General features: G+C 69.0%; 17 protein-coding genes, 1 tRNA gene and 2 pseudogenes. 12 read left to right on the top strand and 8 right to left on the bottom strand.

The genetic code is table 11. The features are described 5' to 3' along the window. Positions 1–88 precede the first annotated feature (88 nt). The 3 genes from OG735_RS17335 to OG735_RS17325 form a co-directional block, all read right to left on the bottom strand. The gene (locus tag OG735_RS17335; protein ID WP_327324079.1) at positions 89–1,066 is read right to left on the bottom strand and encodes a ribose-phosphate diphosphokinase; all 978 of its coding nucleotides are present in this window, start codon (positions 1,064–1,066) and stop codon (positions 89–91) included. A gap of 109 nt (positions 1,067–1,175) precedes the next feature. Then, positions 1,176–2,624 (bottom strand): bifunctional UDP-N-acetylglucosamine diphosphorylase/glucosamine-1-phosphate N-acetyltransferase GlmU, encoded by a 1,449-nt coding sequence (gene glmU / locus OG735_RS17330; protein ID WP_327324078.1) that lies wholly within the window; start codon positions 2,622–2,624, stop codon positions 1,176–1,178. Positions 2,625–2,733: 109 nt separating this feature from the next. Beyond that, positions 2,734–2,805, bottom strand: a tRNA-Gln gene (locus tag OG735_RS17325). Positions 2,806–3,041: 236 nt separating this feature from the next. On the opposite strand from OG735_RS17325, the gene OG735_RS17320 reads away from it, so the two are divergent. Then, entirely contained in the window at positions 3,042–4,376 is a 1,335-nt protein-coding gene (locus tag OG735_RS17320) for a sensor histidine kinase (protein WP_327324077.1), read from the top strand. Between the two features lie 208 nt (positions 4,377–4,584). On the opposite strand, the gene OG735_RS17315 is transcribed toward OG735_RS17320, so the two are convergent. Together OG735_RS17315 and OG735_RS17310 are read right to left on the bottom strand one after the other, a co-directional pair. Then, a complete protein-coding gene (locus OG735_RS17315; RefSeq protein ID WP_327324076.1) occupies positions 4,585–5,076 on the bottom strand; it encodes an SUKH-3 domain-containing protein in 492 nt (163 codons plus the stop codon). 10 nt (positions 5,077–5,086) lie between these two features. After that, the gene (locus tag OG735_RS17310; protein WP_327324075.1) at positions 5,087–5,593 is read right to left on the bottom strand and encodes a YwqJ-related putative deaminase; all 507 of its coding nucleotides are present in this window, start codon (positions 5,591–5,593) and stop codon (positions 5,087–5,089) included. A 215-nt stretch (positions 5,594–5,808) separates the two neighbouring features. Here OG735_RS17310 and OG735_RS17305 point away from each other — a divergent pair, with 215 nt between their 5' ends. From OG735_RS17305 to OG735_RS17275, 7 genes are all read left to right on the top strand, one after another. Then, positions 5,809–6,792 (top strand): SMI1/KNR4 family protein, encoded by a 984-nt coding sequence (locus OG735_RS17305; protein WP_327324074.1) that lies wholly within the window; start codon positions 5,809–5,811, stop codon positions 6,790–6,792. A 7-nt stretch (positions 6,793–6,799) separates the two neighbouring features. Then, positions 6,800–9,478 carry an SUKH-4 family immunity protein gene (locus tag OG735_RS17300; protein ID WP_327324073.1) on the top strand — a complete coding sequence of 893 codons (2,679 nt, stop codon included), beginning with the start codon at positions 6,800–6,802 and terminating at the stop codon, positions 9,476–9,478. A 359-nt stretch (positions 9,479–9,837) separates the two neighbouring features. Next, on the top strand, positions 9,838–10,728 hold the full coding sequence (locus OG735_RS17295; protein WP_327324072.1) for a cellulose-binding protein: 891 nt from the start codon (positions 9,838–9,840) through the stop codon (positions 10,726–10,728). 232 nt (positions 10,729–10,960) lie between these two features. Beyond that, complete coding sequence (locus OG735_RS17290; protein WP_327324071.1) at positions 10,961–11,320, top strand: hypothetical protein; 360 nt, start codon at positions 10,961–10,963, stop codon at positions 11,318–11,320. Continuing rightward, on the top strand, positions 11,317–15,597 hold the full coding sequence (locus tag OG735_RS17285; protein WP_327324070.1) for a polymorphic toxin type 17 domain-containing protein: 4,281 nt from the start codon (positions 11,317–11,319) through the stop codon (positions 15,595–15,597). The genes OG735_RS17290 and OG735_RS17285 overlap by 4 nt, the downstream gene beginning before the upstream one ends. An 18-nt stretch (positions 15,598–15,615) precedes the next feature. Beyond that, positions 15,616–15,855 (top strand): hypothetical protein, encoded by a 240-nt coding sequence (locus OG735_RS17280; protein WP_327324069.1) that lies wholly within the window; start codon positions 15,616–15,618, stop codon positions 15,853–15,855. 266 nt (positions 15,856–16,121) lie between these two features. After that, complete coding sequence (locus OG735_RS17275) at positions 16,122–16,433, top strand: hypothetical protein (protein WP_327324068.1); 312 nt, start codon at positions 16,122–16,124, stop codon at positions 16,431–16,433. A gap of 264 nt (positions 16,434–16,697) precedes the next feature. Here OG735_RS17275 and OG735_RS17270 read toward each other — a convergent pair whose 3' ends face one another. Continuing rightward, entirely contained in the window at positions 16,698–18,437 is a 1,740-nt protein-coding gene (locus OG735_RS17270; protein WP_442812615.1) for an MFS transporter, read from the bottom strand. A gap of 510 nt (positions 18,438–18,947) precedes the next feature. On the opposite strand from OG735_RS17270, the gene OG735_RS17265 reads away from it, so the two are divergent. Continuing rightward, positions 18,948–19,496, top strand: coding sequence for a phospholipase (locus OG735_RS17265; protein WP_327324066.1), 549 nt, complete (start codon positions 18,948–18,950; stop codon positions 19,494–19,496). Between the two features lie 416 nt (positions 19,497–19,912). Continuing rightward, the gene (mfd, locus tag OG735_RS17260; protein WP_327324065.1) at positions 19,913–23,443 is read left to right on the top strand and encodes a transcription-repair coupling factor; all 3,531 of its coding nucleotides are present in this window, start codon (positions 19,913–19,915) and stop codon (positions 23,441–23,443) included. Positions 23,444–23,492: 49 nt separating this feature from the next. Here the strand turns inward: mfd and OG735_RS17255 are convergent. Further along, positions 23,493–23,942 (bottom strand): annotated as a pseudogene (locus OG735_RS17255) (MepB family protein); the annotation flags it as partial. Here OG735_RS17255 and OG735_RS17250 point away from each other — a divergent pair. Both OG735_RS17250 and OG735_RS17245 read left to right on the top strand, forming a co-directional pair. After that, positions 23,901–24,305: pseudogene (locus OG735_RS17250) on the top strand (SCO6745 family protein); the annotation flags it as partial. The pseudogenes OG735_RS17255 and OG735_RS17250 overlap by 42 nt on opposite strands. A 368-nt stretch (positions 24,306–24,673) precedes the next feature. Continuing rightward, positions 24,674–25,441 (top strand): HNH endonuclease family protein, encoded by a 768-nt coding sequence (locus tag OG735_RS17245; protein WP_327328354.1) that lies wholly within the window; start codon positions 24,674–24,676, stop codon positions 25,439–25,441. Positions 25,442–25,513: 72 nt separating this feature from the next. Here OG735_RS17245 and OG735_RS17240 read toward each other — a convergent pair whose 3' ends face one another. Continuing rightward, entirely contained in the window at positions 25,514–26,368 is an 855-nt protein-coding gene (locus OG735_RS17240; RefSeq protein ID WP_327324064.1) for a DUF4352 domain-containing protein, read from the bottom strand. Positions 26,369–26,550 lie beyond the last annotated feature (182 nt).

Below are 26,550 nucleotides of genomic sequence, written 5' to 3'. Positions count from 1 at the left end.
GGGCGACGTGCCGACGTGAGCCGGCATGAGGCTGCGGGCATGAAAACGGGCCGCCCCCAAGCGGAAGCGGCCCGTTCTCGTAACGAACTCAGCCCTGCTCCTCGAAGAGGCTCGTCACCGAACCGTCCTCGAACACCTCACGTACCGCGCGCGCGATCGTCGGCGCGATCGACAGCACCGTGATCTTGTCGAGCTCCAGGTCGCCCGGGTCGGGCAGCGTGTTCGTGAAGACGAACTCGCTCACCTTGGAGTTCTTCAGACGGTCCGCCGCCGGCCCGGACAGGATGCCGTGCGTCGCCGTCACGATGACGTCCTCCGCGCCGTGCGCGAACAGCGCGTCCGCCGCGGCGCAGATCGTGCCACCGGTGTCGATCATGTCGTCGACGAGGATGCAGACGCGGCCCTCGACCTCACCCACGACCTCGTGCACCGTCACCTGATTGGCGACGTCCTTGTCGCGGCGCTTGTGGACGATCGCCAGCGGAGCGTCCAGGCGGTCGCACCAGCGGTCGGCGACGCGCACCCGGCCGGCGTCGGGGGAGACGACGGTCAGCTTGTTGCGGTCCACCTTCGCGCCCACGTAGTCGGCGAGCACCGGCAGCGCGGAGAGATGGTCCACCGGGCCGTCGAAGAAGCCCTGGATCTGATCGGTGTGCAGATCGACGGTGAGGATGCGGTGAGCACCCGCGGTCTGCAGCAGGTCGGCGACCAGCCGGGCCGAGATCGGCTCACGACCGCGGTGCTTCTTGTCCTGCCGGGCGTAGCCGTACGACGGGATGATCACGGTGATGCTCCGGGCCGAGGCCCGCTTCAGCGCATCGATCATGATCAGCTGTTCCATGATCCACTTGTTGATGGGAGCCGTGTGGCTCTGCATCAGGAAGCAGTCGGCACCACGGGCCGACTCCTGGAAGCGGACGTAGATCTCACCGTTCGCGAAGTCGAAAGCCTTCGTCGGCACCAGGCCGACACCCAGCTGATGTGCGACCTCCTCGGCCAGCTCGGGGTGGGCGCGGCCGGAGAAGAGCATCAGCTTCTTCTCGCCGGTCGTCTTGATCCCGGTCACAGCACTGTCTCCTCAGACGTGTTCTCTGGCCACGGACATACTGATCGCGAGCCAGCCGAATTTGTGTGCACGTATCACGGTACGCCGAGTTGGACGCACCCGTTTCCGGTCAGTTCCCCTCGGTGACCTGTTCCGTTGCCACTTGAGCCGCCTGCGCGGAGGCACTGCCAGGACGCTTGCGAGCCACCCAACCCTCGATATTCCGCTGCTGGCCGCGGGCCACGGCGAGCGAACCAGCAGGCACATCCTTGGTGATGACCGAACCCGCCGCCGTGTACGCCCCGTCCCCGATCGTGACAGGAGCCACAAACATGTTGTCCGAGCCGGTCTTGCAGTGCGAGCCGATCGTGGTGTGGTGCTTCGCCTCGCCGTCGTAGTTCACGAACACGCTCGCCGCGCCGATGTTCGTGTACTCGCCGATCGTCGCGTCACCCACATAGGAGAGGTGCGGCACCTTCGTGCCCTCGCCGATCGTCGCGTTCTTCATCTCCACATACGTGCCGGCCTTGGCCTTCACACCGAGTTTCGTGCCGGGCCTGAGATACGCGTACGGGCCGACCGATGCCCCCTCGCCCACCACCGCGGAGTCCGCCACCGTGTTGTCCACCCGGGCACCCGCGCCGACGACCGTGTCCTTCAGCCGCGAGTTGGGGCCGACCTCGGCGCCCTCGGCGAGATGCGAGGCACCCAGCAGCTGCGTACCGGGGTGCACGATCGCGTCCGGCTCGAACGTCACCGTCACATCCACGAGCACCGACGCCGGGTCGACGACCGTGACACCGGCCATCATCGCCCGCTCGAGGAGGCGCTCATTGAGCAGCTTGCGCGCCTCGGCCAGCTGCACGCGGTTGTTGATGCCGAGGATCTCCCGGTGGTCGCCGGCGACGGAGGCGCCGACCCGGTGACCGGCCTCGCGCAGGATCCCCAGCACATCGGTGAGGTACTCCTCGCCCTGGCTGTTGTCCGTACGCACCTTGCCCAGCGCGTCCGCGAGCAGCTGCCCGTCGAAGGCGAAGACACCGGAGTTGATCTCCCGGATCGCGCGCTGGTCGTCCGTGGCGTCCTTGTGCTCGACGATCGCGGTGACGGCGCCGGTGGCGCTGTCGCGCACGATGCGGCCGTAGCCGGTCGAGTCCGGGACCTCGGCGGTGAGCACGGTGACGGCATTGCCGTCGGCGGCATGCGTGGCGGCGAGCGCGGTCAGGGTCTCGCCGGAGAGCAGGGGAGTGTCGCCGCACACGACGACGACGGTGCCCTCGGGGGTCCGGCCGAGCTCCTCGAGCGCCATCCGGACGGCGTGCCCGGTGCCGTTCTGCTCGGCCTGGTAGGCGGTGCGGGTACCGGCGTACTGCTCGGTCAGATGGCCCTTGACCTGCTCACTCGCATGGCCGACAACGACGACGAGATGCTCGGGATCGAGCTCGCGGGCCGCGGAGACGACATGTCCGACGAGCGAGCGCCCGCAGATTTCGTGCAGGACCTTGGGGGTCTTCGACTTCATGCGGGTGCCCTCACCCGCTGCGAGGACGACGACGGCTGCCGGGCGGTTGGCGCTCACGGGAATGCCCTTCGGCTTCGGGTGGTGGACATCCGAAGGATACCGGGGGGTTTCGGGGGCGAAATAAGCGCGGGTCCTGACCGTGGAGGTCAGGACCCGAAGTGAGATGCTCCCCCGCCAGGACTCGAACCCGGACATAAGGCACCAAAAGCCTCAGTGCTGCCAATTACACCACGGGGGATAGAACACGGCTAAACCGAACATTACGTCAGGCCGCCGAATCGGCACCCAACACTATGCCGTACCAAGCGCCTTCTCTGCGACGGTAAAGATCGGCGCTCGTGGTGACCGTCCAGGACGAAAGCGGCTCAATTCACCAGATCGTGCGATCAGCGCTTGTTTCGTGCGTGTTCGAACTCCTTCCCTGCTGTCGCACTCCCAGGAAAATGACTCGCGCCCGCCCGTACGCTGGAAGACATGACCGTAACGGGGGCACACCAGGACGGCACGGGCACGACCGCCCGCAGCTGGCTGTGGTGGGGACGGCGGCGCAGTGTCGCCTTGGATGTGGGGCTGGGGCTTGTCTCCGCCTTTGAGTGCGCTCTGGAGGGTGTGGGGTTCGCCGACAAGGCATCGATTCCCGTACCCGTCGGAGTGCTGTTCGGATTGATCGTCGGGTCCGTGCTGGTGCTGCGGCGGCGCTGGCCGATCGCCGTGGTGCTGGTGTCGATCGCGACCACGCCCGCCGAGATGGGCTATCTGATGGGCGTGGTCGGGCTCTACTCGCTCGCCGCCTCCGAGGTGCCGCGCCGGATCACCGCGACACTCGCCGGGATGTCGCTGGCCGCGACGATGATCGTGACGTTCGTACGCGTACGACAGGAAGTGTCGTCCGCGGACTTCGATCCGGAGCCCGGAGCCTGGTACGTACCGACGATGGCCGGCTTCATGGCGCTCGGGCTGACCGCGCCGCCCGTGCTGTTCGGCCTCTACATAGGGGCCAGGCGGCGGCTGATGGAGAGCCTTCGGGAGCGCGCGGTCAGTCTGGAGCAGGAGCTGTCGCTCCTGGCCGACCGGGCGGAGCAGCGGGCGCAGTGGGCGCGTACCGAGGAGCGGACCCGTATCGCGCGGGAGATGCACGACGTTGTGGCGCACCGGGTGAGCCTGATGGTGGTGCATGCGGCCGCCTTGCAGGCGGTCGCGCTGAAGGATCCGCAGAAGGCGGTGAAGAATGCGGCGCTGGTCGGGGACATGGGACGGCAGGCGCTCACCGAACTGCGCGAGATGCTCGGCGTGCTGCGGGCCGGGGAGAGCGAACAGCGGGTGGTGACTCCGGTGCCGCTGGCAGCTGTCGGTGCTGCCGCGGCGGCGGCTGCCGCGGCCGCGGCCGAGGACGGTCCGTGTCTCGCGGATCTCGAGGGTCTGGTCGGGCAGTCCCGGCAGGCGGGGATGGTCGTGGAGCTCGCGGTGCAGGGCGAGGCGCGGGAGTACGCGCCGGAGGTGGAGCAGACCGCGTACCGGGTGGTTCAGGAGGCCTTGACGAACGTCCACAAGCACGCGGTCGGCGCGAAGGTGATGGTGCGGCTCGCGCACCGTGGCGCTGAGGTCGCGATGCAGGTGGAGAACGGCGCTCCGGACGCGAGTGGCGGTGACGCGGCCGCGCGGCTGCCGAGCGGTGGCAACGGCCTGGTGGGGATGCGGGAGCGGGTGATGGCGCTGGGTGGGGTGTTCGTGTCCGGGCCGACGGACGCGGGCGGCTTCCGGGTGTCCGCGGTGCTGCCCGACCGGGACGGGTACGCCGAGCAGGTCTGAGGCGGTGGGGCGGGTGCGGGTGCGGGCCGGCGGCCCGGTTCGGGTTCCGGTCTCGGTCCAGGTCCAGGTCCAGGCTCGGGTGCGGGCCGGCGGTCCGGTTCGGCGGTCGGCTCGGGTCCGGGTTCCGGGCCCGGCCCCGGTTCGGATCAGGCTCGGGGGTCCCGGCAGAGGGTCTCGCGGCGCGCTCGGTGGTCGTCGCCGCGGTCGCTCAGCCCAGGGTCAGGCGGACCGGCTGGACGCCCGTGACCATGGTGGCCAGCGCCTGGTCGATGTCCGGCCCGAGGTACCAGTCGCCGGTGTGGTCGAGGCTGTAGACCCGGCCCTCGACATCGATGGCCAGTACGGCCTGGCTGTCGCCCTCCTCCCCGAGCGGCGAGACCTCCGTGTCGAGCGCGCGCCCCAGGTCCGCGAGAGTGCGCGCGAGGTGGAGCCCGGCGAGCGGGTCGAAGTGCACCGGTACGGGCGCCGTGTGCCGTCCCGGACCGGGCGCCGTCACGCGCAGTCCGCCGAACTCCGCCCAGGCTTCGACGGCCGCCGGGAAGACCACATGCCGGTGGCCCGCCGGTGAGGCGTACGAGCGCAGGGTGTCGGCCCAGTGCTCGGCCTGCTTGATGTCCCAACGGCCGGGCTGCCAGCCCGCGTCGCGCAGGGCGGCGTCGACGGCGACCGGGAACCGGGTGGTGCTGAGGTGGTCGGGCATTGGTGCGGGGTCAGCCGTTCTGGGTCGCGGTCGGGTCGACGGTGCGTACGCCGAAGTGGTCGAGCATCGCCGCGCAGGAACGGCAGGGTGGTGCGTAACTGCCGTGCAGCGGATCGCCGTCCTCGCGGATGCGACGTGCCGTCAGTTTCGCTTGTTTGAAGGTCCGCTTCGCCTCGCTGTGGGTCAGTGGCTTGCGCTGGGCCCGCTTCGAGCGCTGAGTTTCCGCGGCGGTGAGATGCCGCGAGAGCAGGATTGCCTCCGGACAGCGGCCGGTGAAGCGTTCGCGCTCGCCGCTGGTGAGGGTGTCGAGGAAATCCTGTACGAGCGCGTGAAGTACGGGTGGCTGGTCGGCCTTGCCCGCGGTGCAGGTGAGGGTCTCGCCGCGTACGGAGAGTGCTGCCGCGACGGCGGGCAGGATTCCGTCGCGTCGGTGACCCAGTGCGGGCGGGCGGCCGGCGTCCGTACTGCTCCAACTGAGGCGTGGATCACCTGAAGCATTTGGTTGCGCTGTGTGCATGGTGTGCTCGTTCCCTCCCTGCACTCCCCCGAGTTGCGGGACAGCCTGCCAAATGGGACGGGTGGTGTGGAAGCTGGGGGCTGAAACGTGTCGCCTCTTCGTCATTCGGTCACTTGTATGTGACCCTTCGTGATGGAAGCAGAGCGTCGGTCCTCCCTATTGCCCCACCGCATAGGCTGTCCTGAACCAGCCAGAAGCAGCAGGGGGCATCCGCCATGACGACAGGTCGGCTCGGGCAGCAAGCCGCGCCACCGAATGCGGCCTACGCCGGGCAAGTCGTGAACTTCCCGGACCCGGTCCGGGCCTCTCGCCACCCCAGGGGTGTGCGTGTGGACGACAACGGCTATCCGGTCTTCTCGCCTTACGCGCGTGCCGCCGCAGAGATCGCGGAGCCCCCGGAGGGCTTCGGCGTGGACGAGCTGCGGCTCACCGATTACGTATCGGCGAATGCGGCGCTGCACGCCGACGGTCATGCGCTGTGGGACACGATTCCTTCGGTCGCCACTCCGCACGGCTGGACCTGGCACCACGTGCCGGGCACCCGTCGGCTGGAGCTGGTGCCCGTCGAGGTGAAGGCGCTGCTGCGGCATCACGGAGGTCTCACGACGACGCCGGTGGACCAGAGCAAGCGGGGTACGCGTCCGCTGCAGGAGACCCGGCCCGCGCATTTCGGTCTGCCGAAGGGCGTTGTGTCGGTGAGCGAGCAGCAGCTGCTGAGTGTCGAGGAGGATCTGGGCTACCGGTTGCCGGGGGCGTACCGCTCCTTCCTGAAGGCGGCGGGCGGTTGCGCTCCGGTCGGGGCGGCGCTCGACGCCGAGCTGGGGCTGCTGGTCGACCAGCCGTTCTTCACGGTGCGGGACGAGGCCGCGGTCAATGACCTGCTGTATCTCAACAAGTGCCTGCGGGACCATCTGACCAAGGATTACTTGGGAGTTGCGTTCGTCCAGGGCGGGATTCTGGCGGTGAAGGTCAAGGGCTCGGCAGTCGGCTCGGTGTGGTTCTGCGCGTACGACGACGCACGGGACCAGAACGGCTGGAGCGTGCAGGAGCGCGTGGAGCGGCTGCTGCTGCCGTGCGGCGACGACTTCGACGGTTTTCTGCAGCGTCTGGCGGGCAATCCGCCGGAGCTGGAGACCGTGGCGAACCTGATGGTGGACGGCGGCTTCGCGCGCGCCGTCCCGATCTCGGACGAGGGGTGACGGTCCGATGGTGACCTTCGCGCAGGCGCAGGAGCGCGCGGAAGAGTGGGTCAACGGCGATGTGCCCGCGTACCAGCATCGTGAGGTGCGGGTAAGGGAGTTCGAGCTGGGCTTTGTGGTGTGGGCGGAGGACCGCGAGGGCGGGGCTCGTTCGGACGGCGGGCAGCAGCGGCTGGTGATCGCCCGGGACAGTGGTGAGGCGACGCTGTGGCCGGGACTGCCGGTGGGTGAGGTTATCCGCCGGTACGAGGAGGAGTACGGGATACAGGAGGAGTCCGCGGCAGCGCCGGAGCCGCCGCAGCGTATCGATCTGAATCAGACGTCGTTCCTGTTGAGCCCGCCGGAGTGGCTCCAGGAGGCGGCGGACAAGATCGGGATCCCGGACCGCAGGTCGCCGGAGCGCGCTTCGGGTGTGGCGTCCGGCGCGGCTTCGGACACGCCTTCAGGTTCCCCTTCGGGGACGCCTTCCAGTACGCCTTCGGGGTCGCCGGAGCCTGCGGGTGCGGGTGCGGCTTCACGCGGGCCGTCTGCGGGGGCCGACTGGTCCGCCCCCGCGTCACCTGCGCGGGACAGCAACGCCTCCCAGGCGGGCGGGAGTTCGTCCGCGCCCGGCTCGGCGTGGCCCGAGCCCGGTTCCTCCGGCGGCAATGCCTCGCAGGGCGGGTCCGTGTGGCCCAGCGCCGGTGGTGGCGGCGACTACGAGCCGACGGCTTCCGAGGGTGTGCCCGCCACACCGTCGGGAGCGACTCCGTGGACGGACACCAGCGCCGGTTCCGACGACGCGTCCGTACCGCTGCCGGCCACGGTGTTCGCGCCGCCGATCTCCGGGACCGATGGCGATGACGCCCCGCCGCCGGTCACCGGCGCGGAGGCGCCGACCGCGCTGATGTCGGGCGGCAGCCGGCTGCCGCGGACCGCGGTCGCCCCGGCGCTGGGCCCGCAGCCCGGCGGGCCGCAGTCACCGCAGTCACCGCATTCGCCCCAGCCGCAGTCACCGCATTCGCCCCAGCCGCAGTCACCGCATTCGTCTCAGACGCCGCAGTCGCCGCCGCCCGGTGCGCCCCCGCGCCCGGGCGCGGGGGCCAGTGACATCGCGGACGCGGCGACGAGCAAGGCGGTCGTAACGCCGCGCGCCTCGCGCGGCAGCGGCTCTACGACGCCGCCGCCGCCCGGTGCTCCCGGTACTCCGGGTGCGCGGCCGGGCGCGACGCCGCCGCCGTCGGGTCCGGGCGCGCCAGGTGCTCCGGCGGGCGGTTATCTGCCGACGCAGCTCGTCTCGCAGCTCGGCCCCGAGGGCTCGCAGCCGCCCGGTCCGCCTGCTCCTCCCGCTCCGCCGGGTGGTGGTGTCCACCATGCGGCGACGATGCTGGCGGACCCGAGCCAGATGGGTGGTCCCAGTGGTCCGGGTCGTCCGGGTGCGCCTCAGCCGCCCGGTCCGCCGGGGGCTCCGGGTGCGCCCGGGGTTCCGCAGCCGCCCGGTCCGCCCGGTGCGCCGACGCCGCCCGGTCCTCCCGGTGGTGGCGTCCACCACGCCGCGACCATGCTGGCCGGACCGGCCCAGATGGGTCCCGGCGCGCCGCAGCCGCCCGGTCCGCCCGGTGCACCTCTCGGCGCACCTCCCGGCGCGCCGCCCGGTCCCGTACCGCAGCCGCCGCTGCCGCAGCAGGGTGGTCAGCCGCCCGCCTACGGCTATCCGCAGCAGCCGAGCGGTATGCCGACCGTCGGCCCCGGCTATCAGGCCGTGCTGCGCTACCGCGCGCCCGACGGCTCCGAGGCCCAGTTGATCCGCCGTTCGGCGCCCGGGACTCCGCATCCGGAGTGGCAGATCCTGCACGAGCTGCGCGCCATGAACGTGCCGCCGCAGCAGGTGCTCGAGCTCCACACCGAGCTGGAGTCGTGCGAGCTGCCCGGCGGCTACTGCGCCCGGATGATCCGGGAAACCTGGCCGCAGGTGCGGATCACCTCCGTCGCGCCGTACGGCAGGGATCACGCCAGCCGACAGCAGGGCATGCAGCATCTGCTCACCCACCAGGGTGAGTTGCACCAGGTCGCGGACGGTCCGGCGCGCCCCGCGCCGGTCCGGGCCCCGCTGCCGCAGGTGCCGCCGGCCCCGCCGATCCCTCCGGAGGGGATCGCGCAGGAGCTGGTGGCCGCGTTCGGCCCGCAGGGCATCTGCCGGTTCGACCAGCGGGCTGTCTCGCGTCAGGGTGTGCCGGAGGTCGTGGCGGCCACTCTGGTCTGGGCGGGTCTGCCGGGCGACTTCAACCCGTTCTTCTGGGCGCAGCCGGCCCAGCCGGTCGTTCCGACGCTGGCGGAGCTCGCGGCGCAGCGTCAGCTGCAGCCGGCGGCGGACGCGGGCTCGTACCTGGTGGTGGGCAGTGACTTCGGCCGGGCGATCTGTGTCCAGTACGGCACGGCGCACATTGTGGCCGTACCGGTGGAGGCGGGGCCGGGCGGCCAGCCGGTGGCGCCGCAGTTCGTGAACAGCGGCCTTCCGGAGTTCGTACGCTGCCTGGCGCTGCTCGGCCGGATGTGGCGGCTGCGCTTCAGCCTCAACCCGGAGCAGGCCGGCCGCTGGACGGTCGATTTCCAGGCGCAGCTCGCGGCCCTGGACCCGGCGGCGCTGGCGTCGCCGGAGAGCTGGTGGTCGGTGCTGCTGGAGCAGATGTGGGACGGACTGCTGTAAGGCGACCGTGTGGATGACTGAGGCGCCCGGCCTGTACGACACAGGCCGGGCGCTTTCTTGTCTGCCGCCGCGCGGGAGGGTGTTCCGCCGCGCCGGGAGCTGACCACAGAGAGCCTCACCAAATCTTCACGAACATGACGCTCACTCAGGCACCGGGGACGGGTTGGCAGGAAGGGCCGACGTCGTACGGAGAGTCAACGGCAGGCTGAGCGTCCTGCTGTTTGTCCTGTTTCCGGCTTCTTTCGCCCAATGATGCATTCTTGACCAGTATCGACAGGTGGAGTGTCGCGTTATGAGCATTTCGCTTGGATCTAGCAGGATGTGCGCCAATTGCGTCGTGTGTCGGAGAGGCTTGAAGGATGAGTGCTGCATCGGTGTCACCTCACGGCTTCGTAGCCGTACGGGGCCGTGGCTACCACGTGAAGGAGACCGACGCCTACGTCACCGCTCTGTCCCAGGACCGCGACGACGCCTGGGAACGTGCGGCGCGTCTCACCGTCCTCGCCAGGGAGATGGAGGCGGAGGCCGTCAGCCTGCGCGAGGTCGTCTCGGCGCTCACCCCGCAGACCTACGAGAGTCTCGGTAGCCGCGCCCAGTACCTGCTGGCGTTGACCGTGGAGGAGGCCGAACACCTGCTGGCCGCGGCGCGGGACGAGGCCCAGGCCGTGTGGGACGCCGCCGACGCGGACGCTCGCCAGGCGCGCGAGGAGGCCCGTGAGTATGCCGAGGCGCTCCGGGCGGACTCCGAAGCGCGCGCCCAGCAGCTCGCGCTCGCCGCGCAGACCACGGCCGACGAGACCCGTATCGAGGCCCGCCTCGAGGTGAAGGAGCGGCGCGGCGAGGCCGTGGCCGCCTGGAAGGAGATGCGCCGCCGCTCCGAGGTCATGCTGGCCGACCTGGAGCAGGAGCAGGCCGAGCGCTGGGAGGCGATGGAGCGCGAACTCGCATACCACGAGCACGAGTTGGACGCGCGCCATGCCGAGCTGGCCGCGTACGCCGAGGCCGGACTCGCCGAGGCCACGCGCACCTTCGCCGAGGCGGAGGAGAACACCCGCCCCGGCCAGGAGGACGCGGAGGCACGAGCCGCCGCGCTGATCGCCGAGGCGAGGGCCCGCGAGGAGCGGATCGCGCGCGAGACGGAGCGGGTGCTGCGCGAGCACGAGAGGTCCCGCGAGGAGATGGCCGCGCATATGGCGCACATCCGCCACAGCTTGGCGACGCTGACGGGCCGCGCGGCGGCGGAGGGCTGACGGGGTTGTGTGCCGTCCTGAGGAGCATGGACGGCACATGGCTTGGTGTCGGTTGAGCTGGATGCAGGGACGATGACGATCGGCGTCGTTGCTGAGAGAACGCGCCGTGGACCTACGGCAGTTACATCCGCTTGCACTTGATTCGTTGCCCACGCATGGCAAGCACTTGGTGATCTCTTGAACCAAGCCCCCTAGGGTCGGGATTCGCAGTAGGCAACGGGGGAGGCATCGCATGGGCGATGGCAAGGGCGACGGCAAGGTCCTGGAAATCAACACGGCCGACATCAAGTTGACGGCGCCGGTCTTCCACGAGCAGGCCAAGAACCTCAGTACGGCCTTGACGACGCTGGTCACCACCCTGGACGGGCTTGGTGCCCCCTGGGGAGACGATGAGCCGGGCAAGAAGTTCTACGACGCCTACCACCCCCAGCAGAAGGCCATCGAGCGGGCCGCCGGCATCCTCGTCCTCGGACTGACCAGCATTCATGAGGCGATGTCGGACATGGCGGACGGGCATGTCGACAATGAGCAGTTGATCGCCGGGATGTTCACCAAGGCGAAGGCGAAAATCGACGGCGAGGGTGCCAAGTGAGCGTCGAGGACGAGGCCAAGGAGATCCTGCTCAAGCTCGGCATGTGGTGGCCCGACGCCGATTCCGGCACCCTGCGCAAGGCCGCCGATGCCTGGCGGGCCTTCGCCGGTGCCGTCGACGACGTACGTACCCCGGTCAACAACGCGGCCGCATCCCTCATCCACAACAACAAGGGTGAGGCGATCGACGCGTTCGAGGTGTTCTGGGAGCGCTACGCCAAGGGGAAGGACGCGGGCTGGCTCAGTGACATGGCGAAGGCGGCCCGCAAGATGGCGGAGATGCTGGACAAGCTCGCCGGCGCCGTCGATGACGCCATCAACAAGCTTCAGACAGAGCTCGCCATCGACGCCACCATCATCGTGGCAGGCCTCGGGCTCGCCTGGTTCACGGCGGGCATATCGGCGGGGGCTTCGGCGATAGCAGCCGAAGCCATCCTCGAACTCGCCGGCACGCTGGGAGTCGCCGTCACGACCACGGTCGCCGAAATCGCCGCGGGCGCCGTGGTCGCCGCGGCCTTCGGCGGCGTGGAGTCGGTGGCCATCGACCTGGCCGTGGCCCAGCCAATGAAGAAAGCCACCGGGCTGCAGAAGGGCTTCAGCCTGGACGAGATCAATGCCGCGGCGAAAGACGGCATGATCTACGGCGGGGCGTTCGGCGGGGCGAGCGGTTTGGCGAAGGCCGGAGCCGAGGGGAGCTTGTTCGGGAAGTTCAACGAAACGCCCCTGATGCTGCGACCGCCGACTCTGCGGCCCGACCTCGTTGAACTGGGGCCTGCGGCCCGCCCGGCCAAGAAGACGCCGTGCGTCGGAGAGCCGATCGACGTGGCGACCGGCGCCATGCTGATGACGCAGACCGACCTCACGCTGCCGGCGAGCCTCCCGCTGGCCTTTGAGCGTACCCACCTGTCCACGTACCGGGCGGGAATGTCCTTCGGCCCCACCTGGGTCTCCACACTCGACGAGTGCATCCAACTCGACGCCGAGGGCGTCGTGTTCGCCGCCGCGGACGGTATGCGCCTCGTCTATCCGGTGCCGCAGGTGAGTGAACCCGTCCTCCCGGTGAAGGGCGCCCTGTGGCCGCTGGAGTGGGACGGCAAGCCCGACGGCGTCATGACCATCACCGACCCGGTCTCCGGGGTCGTACGAAGCTTCAGCAGTCCCGTTCCCTCGGACACGCTCGGAACTGTCCACCTCCCTGTGGACAGCTGGCACGACCGCAACGGCGCCCGCATCGATGTCGAACGCACTGCTGACGGCATCCCCACCGCGCTGCGCCACTCCGGCGGCTACTACCTCGCCGTCGACACGCAGGGCCCGCGCATCACCGCCCTGCGCCTGCTCGACGAGACCCCGTCACGGTACGAGCCGACACAGCACAACGGTGGCGGTACGGTCGTGATGCGCTACGGCTACGACGAGGCTGGCAACCTCACCGAAGTCATCAACTCCAGTGGCGAGCCCCTGCGTTTCACGTATGACGCGGAAGGCCGGGTCGCCTCCTGGACGGACCGCAACGGCACCTCGTTCGCGTACTTCTACGACGCCCGCGGCCGCGTCGAGCGCACAGAGGGCAGCGACGGCTTTCTCTCCGGGGCCCTCGCCTATGACGACGAGTCGCGCACGACCACGTACACCGACTCTCTCGGGCGGCGGTCCAAGCACCGGTACAACTCCGAGGGTCAGGTCGTCGAGGAGACCGACCCGCTCGGCCACACGACGCGCACCGAGTGGCACGAGAGGGGCGACAGGCCGCTCTCGGTCACGGATCCGCTGGGCCGTACGACGCGCTACGCATACGACGAGACCGGCAACCTCATCGCGCTGAACCTGCCGGACGGTTCTGCCATCCGGGCCGCGTACAACAGGCTCAGCCAGCCCGTTGAGGTCGTCGAGTCCGGTGGGGCCACCTGGCGTCACACATACGACGAGCAGGGCAACCTCCTCACCACGACCGATCCGCTGGGCGCCGAAACACGTTACGGCTACGACGAGCTGGGTCATCTGTCCGCCGTGACGGATGCCCTCGGCCACAGGCGCGAGATCACATTGAACGCGGCCGGGCTCGGTGTCACTGTCATCGATGAACTCGGGCACACCACGGTGGCGCGCCGCGACGCCTTCGGCCGCATCGTCGAAGTGATCGACCCGTTGGGCCGTGCCACCCGCATGGGCTGGACGACCGAGGGCAAGCCGGACTGGCGCGCGTACGCGGACGGCACGCGAGAAGCCTGGACCTGGGACGGTGAAGGCAACCTCCTCACGCATACCGACCCCGCGGGCAATGTGACCCGCCACTCGGTGACGCACTTCGACATGCCCGCGACCCGGACTGAACCGGACGGAACGGCATACTCCTTTGCCTACGACACCGAGCTGCGGCTGACCAAGGTCACTAACCCGCAGGGCCTGACCTGGTTGTATGAGTACGATGAGGCGGGCCGCCTGATTGCGGAGACCGACTTCGACGGCCGGACGCTCGGGTACGCGCACGACGCGACGGGTGACCTCGCATCCCGCACGAACGGCGCGGGCGAGACCTTGCGCTTCACACGGGACGCTGTCGGACGTCTGACGGAGCAGCGCACCGATACTGGCGATACCACTACGTACACCTACGGTGCGTCGGGCCATCTGATCCATACGGCCAATTCCCATGCGGTGGTCGCAATCGAGCGGGACGCGCTCGCCCATATCCTCGCGGAAACTGTCAACGGTCGTACCACGACCTATACGTACGACGTTCTCGGTCGGCGAATCCGGAGGACTACCCCGTCAGCGCTCTCCTCGCAGTGGACGTACGACCAGGCGGGCCGGGCCACCGAACTGGGCAGTGACGCCGGGGTGCTGACCTTCGCCTACGACGCCGCAGGCCGCGAGACCGAGCGCCGCCTCGGGTATGGCGTCACCCTCGATCAAACCTGGGACGAGGCCGACCGGTTGACCACCCAGTCGCTGACCCGAGCACACCGAAGTGAGGCGGACCGGCTCGTCCAGCACCGCACCTACGCATACCGCGAGGACGGCTACCTCACCGAGATCCGCGAACTGACTTCGGGCACACGCCGGTTCGACCTCGATCGTGTGGGGCGCGTCACGGGTGTGCAGGCCCATGGCTGGACTGAGACGTACGCCTACGACACGGCGGGCAACCTCACCCATGCCACCGCCCCTGCGCACGAGTCCTCCGGCGATCGTGCATTCGACGGCACCCTGATCCGTCGCGCCGGGCGCACACTGTACGAGCACGACGCGCAGGGCCGTCTGGTCCGCAAGACCCGCAAGCTCCTCAACGGTCAGCAACGCACCTGGACGTACGCCTGGAATGCGGAGGACCGCTTGGTCGAGGTGGTGACGCCGGACGGCGAACGCTGGCGGTACATGTACGACCCGCTCGGCCGCCGAATATCCAAGCAGTGCCTGGCGGACGACGGCTCGGTCGCCGAATGCACGGACTTCACCTGGGACGACACCCGGTTGGCAGAGCAGAAGGGGCCCGACGACAAGGTCACAACCTGGGACTACGCGCCAGGAACCCACCGTCCGCTCACTCAGACCGACCACAGGCCGATGTTCCGGAAGGCGGGTGAATCTCTTCTCTCCGCGCTTGCCGGCGATGCTGGGTCTACGTACGGAACCCGCTTCCATGCAGTCGTCGCCGACACTGTCGGGACGCCGACCGAACTGGTTTCCATGGAAGGCGATGTGACATGGCAGCGCCGTACGACACTGTGGGGTACTCGGTTCCCTGCTGGGACAGATGCTGCGTCGTCCGTGGACTGCCCGCTTCGTTTCCCGGGCCAGTATCACGATCTCGAATCCGGCCTCAACTACAACTACTTCCGCTACTACGACTCTGAAATCGCACGTTATGTGAGCCCTGATCCGCTCGGGCTCGATCCTGCTCCTGACCCCTACGCCTACGTCGGTGCCCCGCTGACGTGGGTCGATCCGCTTGGCCTGAAATGCGAAGAGCCCGTTCCGAAGCCGCGAACCGGCGTGAAGGGGCTCCTCAAGGATGCCCAACTACCGCATTCCGGAAGGATTCGGTTCGTCCCACCGGATAATACGTCGCTGAATTCAGGACTGTTGCGCGGCCCGCGAAAGGGTTACATCGACCGTTTTGGTAATGAATGGATCAAGGGCCCATCGCGGACTGCGGGGCAGCCTTTTGAATGGGATGTTCAGCTCAGTAAGACAGGGAGAGCAAAACTTGGCTGGCTGAGCCGGGATGGAAGTCACTTGAATGTTTCCCTCGACGGGGAAATTACCCACAAGTAGAGTATCGGGATCGTTGGCATGGAGCGGATGATGGAAGATGAGTTCCACTTCTATGCGGAAGTCCGGGTTATCAGTTTTCCTGAGCGACCGGAATTGGAAGGGGTGCTGGGCGCGATCCTTGGGATTTCCGAACCTAAGGATGCCGATACCCCTCCTAGTTATGGAGTGATGCTGGATGAATATGATCGAGTGGTGAACTTCGATAAGGAGCAGATCTTGCCGACGGGGCGGGATCGGCGACATGAGGACTACTACTAGAGACGCTGGCGGAGGACGCCAGTGCTCTCCCTGCCCCGGCAGACGCCGGGGCAGGGAGAGCACTGGCCCGATGTTCCACACGTGCACTTCGAACTTCCGGATTCTCCGCAGATCTATCTAATTCCGATGGCATGCGATCGAGAGTTCAAGAACGGGTACGGAGACTACTGGGTTGAGGATTGTGAATCCCTGGAGGGGTTGTTCGCCGAAGGGAAGTGGGTTGTTGATTGGTCCGATAGCTAAATGCACCCCATGGGGAATGAATTGTGACTGAGGGAATGAACCTTGCCGCCGGGGCGCACGCGCCGTCGCCGGTGCTCATCGCCGTTTTCGTGCTGGGCGGCCTGATCGCGGTGTGGTGCGGTGCGAGCTGGGCGTTCAATGTGCGGGGGATCGCTACACGGCGGGCCGAGAACATCAGGCAGCGCTACCTGCTGGGCGGGGCGCAGCTGGGGCAGCTGGACCGGTCGCCCACGATGTGGGCTCAGCCGTGGTACCAACGGCTGATGGGGGCGTTCATGGCCTTCGCGGGCCTGGTGATGGTGCTCGCGGGCGGCGCGCTCTGGCATCTCGGCTGACGGAGGCCCCTGCGCGGCCGGGCAGTGCGCCGGCCGTGCTTCTGATCGCACCTTCGCGGCGGCGCAGGAGTCCACTCGCCACAGCCCTGAGGTACTGACGAGGCCGCGCGGCGGCGGAGGGCTGAGGCTCTTCTCGTCCTTGTCGGTTGTGCAAGCGCCTGCACCTGGCAGGAGGCCGGCGGCCGTGAGATGCCTTCTCATGGTCACCAGCCTCGGGCGGGGCAGGCCCCGAGCGGCGAGACCTTCACGAAGATCGCACACCGCTTAATCCTCCGGCTTGTCGGCGATGACCGGGAAGCGGCGCGGGGCGACGAACACCAGGATCAGCAGGGCGACTCCGGCCGCCGCGGCAGCCCCCACGTACACGTAGTCCACCGCCGCGTCCACCGCCCGCCGGAGGTGGTCGGCCGCCTCGGCCGTCATCGACGACGGGTCCGCGAGTGCGTGCGCGACCGAGTCCAGGTCGCCCGTGCCGTCCAGGCGGGCGGCGAGGACCGTGTTGGCGACGGCGCCGAAGAGCGCGGCGCCCATGCTCTGGCCGACCTGGCGGCAGAAGAGGACGGAGGCCGTGGTGGTGCCCCGTTCCGACCAGCCCACTGTCGACTGGACGCCGACGATCAGCGGGAGCTGGAAGAGGCCGAGCGCCGCGCCGAGCAGCAGCATGATCAGGGCCGGCTGCCAGGGTGCGCCCGGGTAGGGGAGGAGGGGGAAGGCGGCAAGGATCAAGCCGGCGAGGGAGATGCCGATGATCGCGGTCTGCCGGAAGCCGATGCGGTTGTAGACGTGGTTGGACAGGGCGGCGCTGACCGGCCAGCTCAGGGTCATCACGGAGAGCACGAAGCCCGCGGCGATCGGGCCGAGGCCGAGGACGGACTGCGCGTAGGTGGGGAGGAAGACCGTGGGGGCGACCATGAGGAGCCCCAGCGCTCCCAGGGCGAGGTTCACCGCGGCGATGGTGCGCCGCCGCCAGACCCAGCCCGGGATGATCGGCTCCGCGGCCCGGCGTTCGATGACGACGGTGATGGCGACGAGGACCGCGCTTGCGCCGATCAGGGCGAGCGAGGGTACGGAGAGCCAGGGCCAGGCGATGCCGCCCTGGACGAGTGCGGTGAGCATGAGGGTTCCGGCGGCGAAGACGGCCAGGGCGCCGGGCCAGTCGATCCGGGGGCGGGCGGCCGGTCGCGTACGGGACGGTTCGCGCAGATGGCGGGCGACCAGCCAGAGGGCGACCGCGCCGACGGGCAGGTTGATCAGGAAGATCCAGCGCCAGTGCGCGTACGAGGCCAGCAGGCCGCCGATCGCGGGCCCGGCCACCGCCGCACTCGCCCACACCGTCGACAACTTCGCCTGGATCTTGGGGCGTTCCTTGAGCGGGTAGAGGTCGGCGGCGATGGTCTGCACCGTGCCCTGGAGGGCTCCGCCGCCCAGTCCCTGCACAACCCGGAAGGCGATCAGCGCGGCCATGCTCCACGCTGCGGCGCACAGCATTGAACCGAGGAGGAAGAGGATGATGCCGGCGATCAGGACGGGCTTGCGGCCGAAGGTGTCGGAGAGCTTCCCGTACACCGGCAGGGTCACCGTCACGGCGAGCAGATAGCCGGAGAAGAGCCAGGAGAAGACCGAGAAGCCGCCGAGGTCGCCCACGATTTGGGGGACGACGGTGGAGACGATGGTCCCGTCCAGCGCGGCGAGCGCCATCCCGAGCATGAGCGCGGCAACGACGGGCCCACGGCGCGGGGCGTCGGCGTCGGAGCCGGGGGCCTCGGGTGCGTCGGGCGCAGATCTCGTGCGGGCCGCGGGCCGGGTGTCGGTTCCCGCCCCGGTGGCGGCACCAGGGGCCGCCGTGGCGTCGGCTGCGGAGGCGTCTCCGGCCGCAGGCCTGGCCTCGGCGGCGGGGCCGCGGCTCCCCGGGGCGGCATCCGCCCCGCGCCGGACGCCGTCGGCGGGCGTCGTGCTCCCCGCTCGGGCGCGGCCCCCGCGCCCCGCGTCCGCCGCAGGCCTCATCCCTATGCCCTCCGGATCGTCCGTGCTTCCCTCCGCGCTCACCCCAGGATCCCTTCCCCCTGCACGTATTTCCCCGGACACCTTCTCACTCGAGCCTCACGCAGGGGGAGGGTGCAGGCGCACCGGGTGCAGGTCCGCCCGGCCGATGATGACCGGTTCCGGTGAGAACCTCCGTGCTCCCGGGGGTCACCCGCTGCGTGCCGACTGCCCACGCGCGCCCGGGAGTTGAGGCATGTGTGAGGTGGTTCACACGACGGCGTGGGCCCGGGGGTGCGCGCAATTTTGCGTGACTTTTCGTTCGCGATTGTCAGGATTGCCCATGAATTCGACTGGGGATTCACTCTGCCCCGGTTGTGGAATTTGAGGTTCCTTTGAGGGTGCGCTGTCCGTTCCCCGGCGGTTTCCTGGAAATCCCTTCACTGATCGATTCGGCTGCGCTAATTTTCTTCCCGGAGTCGGCGGCACTGACCAGCTCGCCGGCAACGCATGAATTCGGGGAAAGGTTTACAGATGAATAAGGTTCAGGCTGCCTTTAGTGGCATCGCACTGGCCGGCGTCGTCGGTTTCGCGTCGGTGACTCCCGCCGCCGCGGATCCCGTGGATGTGAAGACCAAGACCGGGCCTTCCGTCTCGCAGGCCGGGGAAGTCGCCCCGATGGTCGGTCATCAGGTGCGACTCAATAAGCTTCGCGCCCTGACCGGCAACGATCAGGCCTCCCAGAACCAGTGGTTCGACTACCTCGCCCTCAACCAGGAAGGCTCGAACTACTACCGCTTCGACTGGTCGACCGACGGCTGCTCCAAGGTGTCGGACAGCCCGCTCGGATTCCATTTCTATTCAGCGTGTCATCGGCACGACTTCGGCTACCGCAACCACAAGAAGCTGAGCGTATTCAGCGCTGCGAACAAGCTGCGTATCGACCAGGCGTTCCTGAGTGACATGACCAAGGTGTGCAATGGCCAGTGGGGTCCTTACACGCCTGCACAGCGTGCGGCGTGCCGGAACGTTGCCAAGAAGTACTACCAGGCAGTGAGGACGTTCGGGGAACTCCGCCCTTAGTCATTCGGCGCGGTTAAGATAGGGGACCGGCCCCGGGTGCACTCCTCCAAGCGCACCCGGGGCCGGCGTCTTTTTTGTGCGCGAGCCGCCTGGCGACGGTCGTGCGCGAGCCGCCTGGCGACGGTCGTGCGCGAGCCGCCTGGCGACGGTCCTGATCCAGGTCTCGGGTCCGGCGTCCCGCTCCAGGCGGGCGCGGTGGCCCCGGGAAACCCGGTGAGCCGCAGCGCCTCCACCGCCCCCGTCATGGCCAGGACACAGCCAAGGGACACGGCCGCGGCCGTACGTCGGCGGGCCGCAATCCGCGCCGCGACGATTCCGGACGCGGCTGTCAGTCGGCAGCCGTAGGCTGGAAGCACCCCGGCCCGTTCGACGTGTCGGGCGGTTCGCGTTGCCCACTCCCCGGATGGAAGCCCTTCATGAGCCTGCACGGTCTGCTCGATGCCGTCGTACGTGACCCGGCGCTCGCCGAAGCGGTGAAGGCTGCCGCGGACGGTCACCGTATGCACGTCGACCTGGTCGGCCCGCCCGCCGCGCGTCCCTTCGCGGTGGCCGCGCTCGCCCGGGAGGCCGGGCGGCCGGTGCTGGCCGTCACGGCGACCGGGCGGGAGGCCGAGGACCTGGCGGCCGCGCTGCGCTCGCTGCTGCCCGAGGAGGGCATCGCCGAATACCCCTCCTGGGAGACCCTGCCGCACGAGCGGCTCTCGCCCCGCTCCGACACCGTGGGCCGCAGGCTCGCGGTGTTGCGCAGGCTGGCCCACCCGACGCAGGACGACCCGGCCACCGGACCGGTGTCGGTCGTGGTCGCGCCCATCCGCTCCGTACTGCAGCCGCAGGTCAAGGGGCTCGGTGACCTGGAGCCGGTGGCTCTGCGCTCGGGGCAGTCCGCCGACCTCGGCGAGGTCACGGAGGCGCTGGCCGCCGCCGCGTACTCCCGGGTCGAACTGGTCGAGAAGCGCGGCGAGTTCGCGGTCCGCGGCGGCATCCTGGACGTCTTCCCGCCGACCGAGGAACACCCCCTGCGGGTGGAGTTCTGGGGCGACGACGTCGAGGAGATCCGGTACTTCAAGATCGCGGACCAGCGTTCGCTCGAGGTCGCGGAGCACGGGCTGTGGGCGCCGCCCTGCCGCGAGCTGCTGCTCACCGACGACGTACGGCAAAGGGCCGCGGCCCTCGCCGAACAGCACCCGGAGCTGGGTGAGCTGCTCGGCAAGATCGCCGAGGGCATCGCGGTCGAGGGCATGGAGTCCCTCGCGCCGGTCCTCGTCGACGAGATGGAGCTGCTGCTCGATGTCCTGCCCAAGGGCTCGATGGCCGTGGTCTGCGACCCGGAGCGGGTACGGACGCGGGCCGCGGACCTGGTGGCGACGAGCCAGGAGTTCCTGCAGGCCTCCTGGGCGGCGACGGCCGGCGGTGGCGAGGCCCCGATCGATGTCGGCGCGGCCTCGCTGTGGGGGCTCGCGGATGTTCGGGACCGGGCTCGCGAGCTCGGGATGATGTGGTGGTCCGTCTCGCCGTTCGCGGCCGACGAAGAGCTGTCGGACGAGACCCTCAAGCTGGGGATGCACGCCCCGGAGACGTACCGCGGCGACACCGCGCGGGCGCTCGCCGACACCAAGGGCTGGCTGGCGGACGGCTGGCGCACGGCGTACGTGACGGAGGCGCACGGCCCCGCCTCCCGTACCGTCGAGGTGCTCAGCGGCGAAGGCATCGCGGCCCGCCTCGACGCCGACCTCCGGGAGATCACCCCGTCCGTCGTCCATGTGTCGTGCGGCTCGATCGACTACGGCTTCATCGACCCGGGCCTCAAGCTCGCCGTGCTGACGGAGACCGACCTGTCGGGTCAGAAGGCGGCCGGCAAGGACGGCCAGCGGATGCCCACCCGCCGTCGCAAGACGATCGACCCGCTCACTCTGGAGGCGGGCGACTACATCGTTCACGAGCAGCACGGCGTGGGCCGGTACATCGAGATGGTGCAGCGGACCGTGCAGAACGCGACCCGCGAGTATCTGCTCGTCGAGTACGCCCCGGCCAAGCGCGGCCAGCCCGGCGACCGGCTCTACATTCCCACCGACCAGCTGGAGCAGGTCACCAAGTACGTCGGCGGCGAGGCCCCGACCCTGCACCGGCTCGGCGGCGCGGACTGGACGAAGACCAAGGCGCGCGCGAAGAAGGCGGTCAAGGAGATCGCCGCCGACCTGATCAAGCTCTACTCGGCGCGGATGGCGGCGCCCGGCCACGCCTTCGGTCCGGACACCCCGTGGCAGCGGGAGCTGGAGGACGCCTTCGCGTATGTGGAGACGCCCGACCAGCTCTCCACGATCGCCGAGGTCAAGGAGGACATGGAGAAGACGGTCCCGATGGACCGGCTGATCTGCGGCGACGTCGGTTACGGAAAGACGGAGATCGCGGTACGGGCGGCCTTCAAGGCGGTGCAGGACGGCAAGCAGGTCGCGGTTCTGGTGCCGACGACACTGCTGGTGCAGCAGCACTTCGGCACGTTCTCCGAGCGCTACTCCCAATTCCCGGTGAATGTACGGGCGTTGAGCCGGTTCCAGTCGGACGCGGAGGCGAAGGCCGCGCTGGAGGGCCTGCGGGACGGCACGGTCGACATCGTCATCGGCACGCACCGGCTGTTCTCGGCCGAGACCAGGTTCAAGGACCTGGGACTGGTCATCGTCGACGAGGAGCAGCGCTTCGGCGTCGAGCACAAGGAGCAGCTGAAGAAACTGCGCGCCAACGTCGACGTACTGACGATGTCCGCGACACCGATCCCCCGTACGTTGGAGATGGCGGTCACCGGCATCCGCGAGATGTCGACGATCACCACCCCGCCGGAGGAGCGCCACCCTGTGCTCACCTTCGTGGGGCCTTATGAGGAGAAGCAGCTCGGCGCGGCGATCCGCCGTGAACTGCTGCGTGAGGGCCAGGTCTTCTACATCCACAACCGCGTGGAGTCGATCGACCGGGCGGCGGCCCGGCTGCGTGACATCGTGCCCGAGGCCCGTATCGCGACCGCCCACGGCCAGATGCCCGAGTCGGCGCTCGAGCAGGTCGTGGTGGACTTCTGGGAGAAGAAGTTCGACGTGCTTGTCTCCACGACGATCGTCGAGTCCGGTATCGACATCTCCAACGCGAACACTCTGATCGTCGAGCGCGGCGACAACTTCGGTCTCTCGCAGCTGCATCAGCTGCGCGGCCGCGTGGGCCGGGGCCGCGAGCGCGGTTACGCCTACTTCCTCTACCCGCCGGAGAAGCCGCTCACCGAGACCGCCCACGAGCGCCTTGCGACGATCGCCCAGCACACCGAGATGGGCGCGGGAATGTATGTCGCGATGAAGGACCTGGAGATCCGCGGCGCGGGCAATCTGCTGGGCGGCGAGCAGTCCGGCCATATCGCGGGCGTCGGCTTCGACCTGTACATCCGCATGGTGGGCGAGGCGGTGGCGGACTACCGCGCCGCGGTCGACGGTGGTGTGGAGGAGGAGCCCCCGCTCGAGGTCAAGATCGAGCTCCCGGTCGACGCGCATGTCCCGCACGACTACGCACCGGGCGAGCGGCTGCGTCTGCAGGCGTACCGCGCGATCGCCTCGGCGAACACCGAGGAGGACATCAAGGCGGTCCGTGACGAACTCACCGACCGCTACGGCAAGCTCCCGGAACCGGTCGAGAACCTGCTCCTGGTGGCGGGCCTGCGGATGCTGGCCCGGGCGTGCGGGGTCGGCGAAATCGTGCTCCAGGGCTCGAACATCCGCTTCGCGCCGGTGGAGTTGAGGGAGTCGCAGGAGCTGCGGCTGAAGCGTCTCTATCCGCGTACGGTGATCAAGCCGGCGGTCCACCAGATCCTGGTGCCCCGCCCGACGGCGGGCAAGATCGGCGGCAAGCCGGTGGTGGGGCGCGAACTGCTGGGGTGGACGGGCGAGTTCCTCACGACAATTCTGGGGTCGTGACGGTCCCCATGGGGCAATTCGACGGAGCGCGACCCTGGAGCGGGTGTCCTGGGCGGTAGAGCGCTTGGGCACGGGCAGAGTCGACCGGACCGTCCTCAGGTATATGCAGGAAATAGTTCAGCTGCCACGCCTGTGAACTGCGGGCTTGGCGATTGGTCGTCGTCACCCACGGCGGGTAGACGCGGAACGCCCGCTTCCCGCCGGAACCGTTCCTTGAGACGACGTCCCGTTCGCACAGCACGTCTCGCGGAAAGACGAACTGTCCGAAATAGTGACTGTCACGGGTGCTGATGGCGAAGAGGTCGACGGGGTCCTCGGCGTCGAAGGGCTGGATCGGCCCGCCCGCGGACCTCTTCCATACGGTGACGAATTGGCCGACCTTCGTCGGGGTTGTTCTGGCTGCACGGAACCTGACGGAGGCGCCGTCCAGAGTGAATTCGTGAGCTCCGTACGCGGGCAGGCCGCGACGATCCTGCGTGAGCACCGCGGGGACGGCCATCTCGCCGCACTGCTGACGGCCGGTCTCGGCCCCGTCGAGGCGCTGGTCTCCTTCGCGGGCATCGGTGCGGCCCCGGTGGAGACCTTCACGAGCCGCGGCTGGAGCGAGGAGGAGTGGAGCGCGGCGCGTGAACGGCTCGTGGCGCGCGGGCTGTTGGACGTGGACGGTGCGGCGACCGAGGCCGGGCGGGAGTTGCGGGCCGAGGTCGAGCGGCGTACGGACGAACTGGCCGCCGCGCCCTGGGCTGCTCTCGCGGACGAGGACCGCGACCGCCTTGTCGAGCTGCTCGGGCCGCTCTGGGTCGAGGTACTGGGCACGGGCCTGCTGCCCGGGGTGACCACGCTCGGCATCGGCAAGGTGTGAGGCCGCGGGCCGGCGCGGGGCCGCGGCCGTACGGGGCCGCTGCTGTACGGGTTCGTGGCGGCGCAGGTTCGTGGCGGCGCGGGATCCGGCACGACACACCGCCCGCGGTGGCCGGCTCGGCTCCGCGGGCGGTGGGTGTGCGGATGTGTATCTCTGTGTGCGTATCGCTGTTGCTCTCCTCCGGACAGGTGGATTGCAGACTTGGTGCTTTCGACGCTACGCGCCCCCTCCGCCATCCGCGCGTCGAAGCGCGTCGCGGAACGTTCCATAGTGGTGGATAGCGAACATACCCTCCACAATGCTCCCGAACTGCCTTGCCTCGTGCAGGACTTGAGTAGGGTGCGAGCGTGAAAAGACTCGGGGTTCGAATATCGCGCGTGCTCGCAGGCGGACTGACGGCTGTCGTCGCAGGGACACTGCTCGCAGGCTGCGAAGGAGGCGGGCTCACCGGGGACGCCAAGCCCTCGGACTCCGCATCCGCGCCCTCCGCAGGAGGCTCGGGCGTCGGCACCAGCCCGCTCGCCAACCCCGAGGGGACAAAGCCGGGCCTCGCCCCTCTCACCTCCGAGCAGGACAGGGCGGCCGCCCGTCGGCTGATAGGGAAGGTGTCCACCAAAGGCCGGGGCCCGAAGACCGGTTACGCCCGGGACCGCTTCGGCTACGCCTGGATGGACTCGGCCGACGGTGTCCCGCTTGCGCACAATGGCTGCGACACTCGAAATGATCTTATAAAACGCGATGGTCAAGACCTCCGCTTCCGGGACGGTTCCGACTGCGTCGTCGTCTCCATGACCTTGGACGATCCGTATACCGGCACGACGATCGAGTGGCGCAAAGCGCAGGCGACCAAGGTGCAAATCGACCACGTGATGCCGTTGTCCTACGACTGGCAGATGGGTGCCTCGCGGTGGCCAAAGGACAAACGCGAGCAGATAGCAAACGATCCCTTGAACCTTCTGCCGGTATCGGGCTCGACCAACGGCTCCAAGAGCGACTCGGGCCCGGCATCCTGGCTCCCGCCGAACAAACAGATCCGCTGCTCGTACTCGGTGCGCTTCTCGCAGGTGTCCCTCAAGTACGAACTGCCCGTGACCGCGGCGGACAAGCAGACGATGCTGGCGCAGTGCGGCGGCTGAACCAGGACGTGCCGGGGGAACGAGAAGAGGCCGCCCCGGAGGCGGCCTCTTCGCCCGAGGGGCGGCGGCGGGTCAGAGCTTGAGCTCCCACTGCGAGGCGTCGTACGAGATGCCGGGGCTGACCTCGACCGTGAGGATCTTGGCGTCGGCCGGGGCGTCGAAGGCGTACTTCACCGTGGTCTTCTTTCCGGGCAGGATCTTGCCGCTGAAGCCGTCGCCGACCCCTTCGTCGAAGATCTGCTCGGCCTTGACGCCGTCCTTGCCTGCGCGGGCCTCGGCGGTCAGCAGGGCAGCGTCGAACTTCTCCTTGCCGGCGTTCTCGATGACGACGGTCACCACGTAGGCCTTGTGGCCCTTGGTGTGCCCGGCGGCGAACTCGCTGGGGGTGAAGTCCTTGGGTGCGGAGACGGTGACCTTGAGGTCGTCGTCGTAGATGGACGTGTCGCCCGCGGCGAGGGTGTCGGCCGAGTCGGTCTTGTCGTCGCTCTTGGCCTTGTCGGCCGTGCCGCCCTTGCCTTTGTCGCCCTTCCCGGCGGCCGGCGCCTTCGACGCCGTGGTGCCCGAGGTGGCCTTGTTGATCTCGTCCACCGCGTCGCCCACGGCCTTGAACGTGATCACCGCGCCGACGATCGAGAGGATCAGCGCGACCAGTCCGAGGATGGCGCCGGTGGTGGTCACGCCCTTGTTGGCGGCCTCGCCGCGCTTGACCCGGCCGCGGCCCGACAGGCCCAGGATCAGGGCGATCAGGCCGAGGATGCCGGCCAGCCAGAAGAAGAAGGGGATCAGGCCGGAGATGGTGCCGATGATCCCGAGCACCAGTGCGGCCGTGCCGAGCCCGTTGCGCAGCTGCTGCGGGGCCGGGGCGTAGGGGCCCGCGGCGGGCGGCTGCTGCGGGTCGTACTGGGGCTGCTGCGTGGAGTGGGACATGGATGCCCTCCCGGACGTGGAGTGTGGTCGGGACCTTGTGGTGAGCCCCGTTCAGCGCGCCGTGCGGCGGCCGGGTCAATAAGAGCAGACGCTGTGAACCGAGTCAACGAGGTTCACGGAATCGTGATTTGCTCACGCTGTGAAGAGGTTTCTCCTAGGTGCGCCGCTATGCTCGGCGACAC

It is taken from the genome of Streptomyces sp. NBC_01210 (genome assembly GCF_036010325.1).
GTDB lineage: Bacteria > Actinomycetota > Actinomycetes > Streptomycetales > Streptomycetaceae > Streptomyces.
Note: the sequence above shows the minus strand (reverse complement) of the source record. Positions and strands in the feature narration are given on the sequence as shown.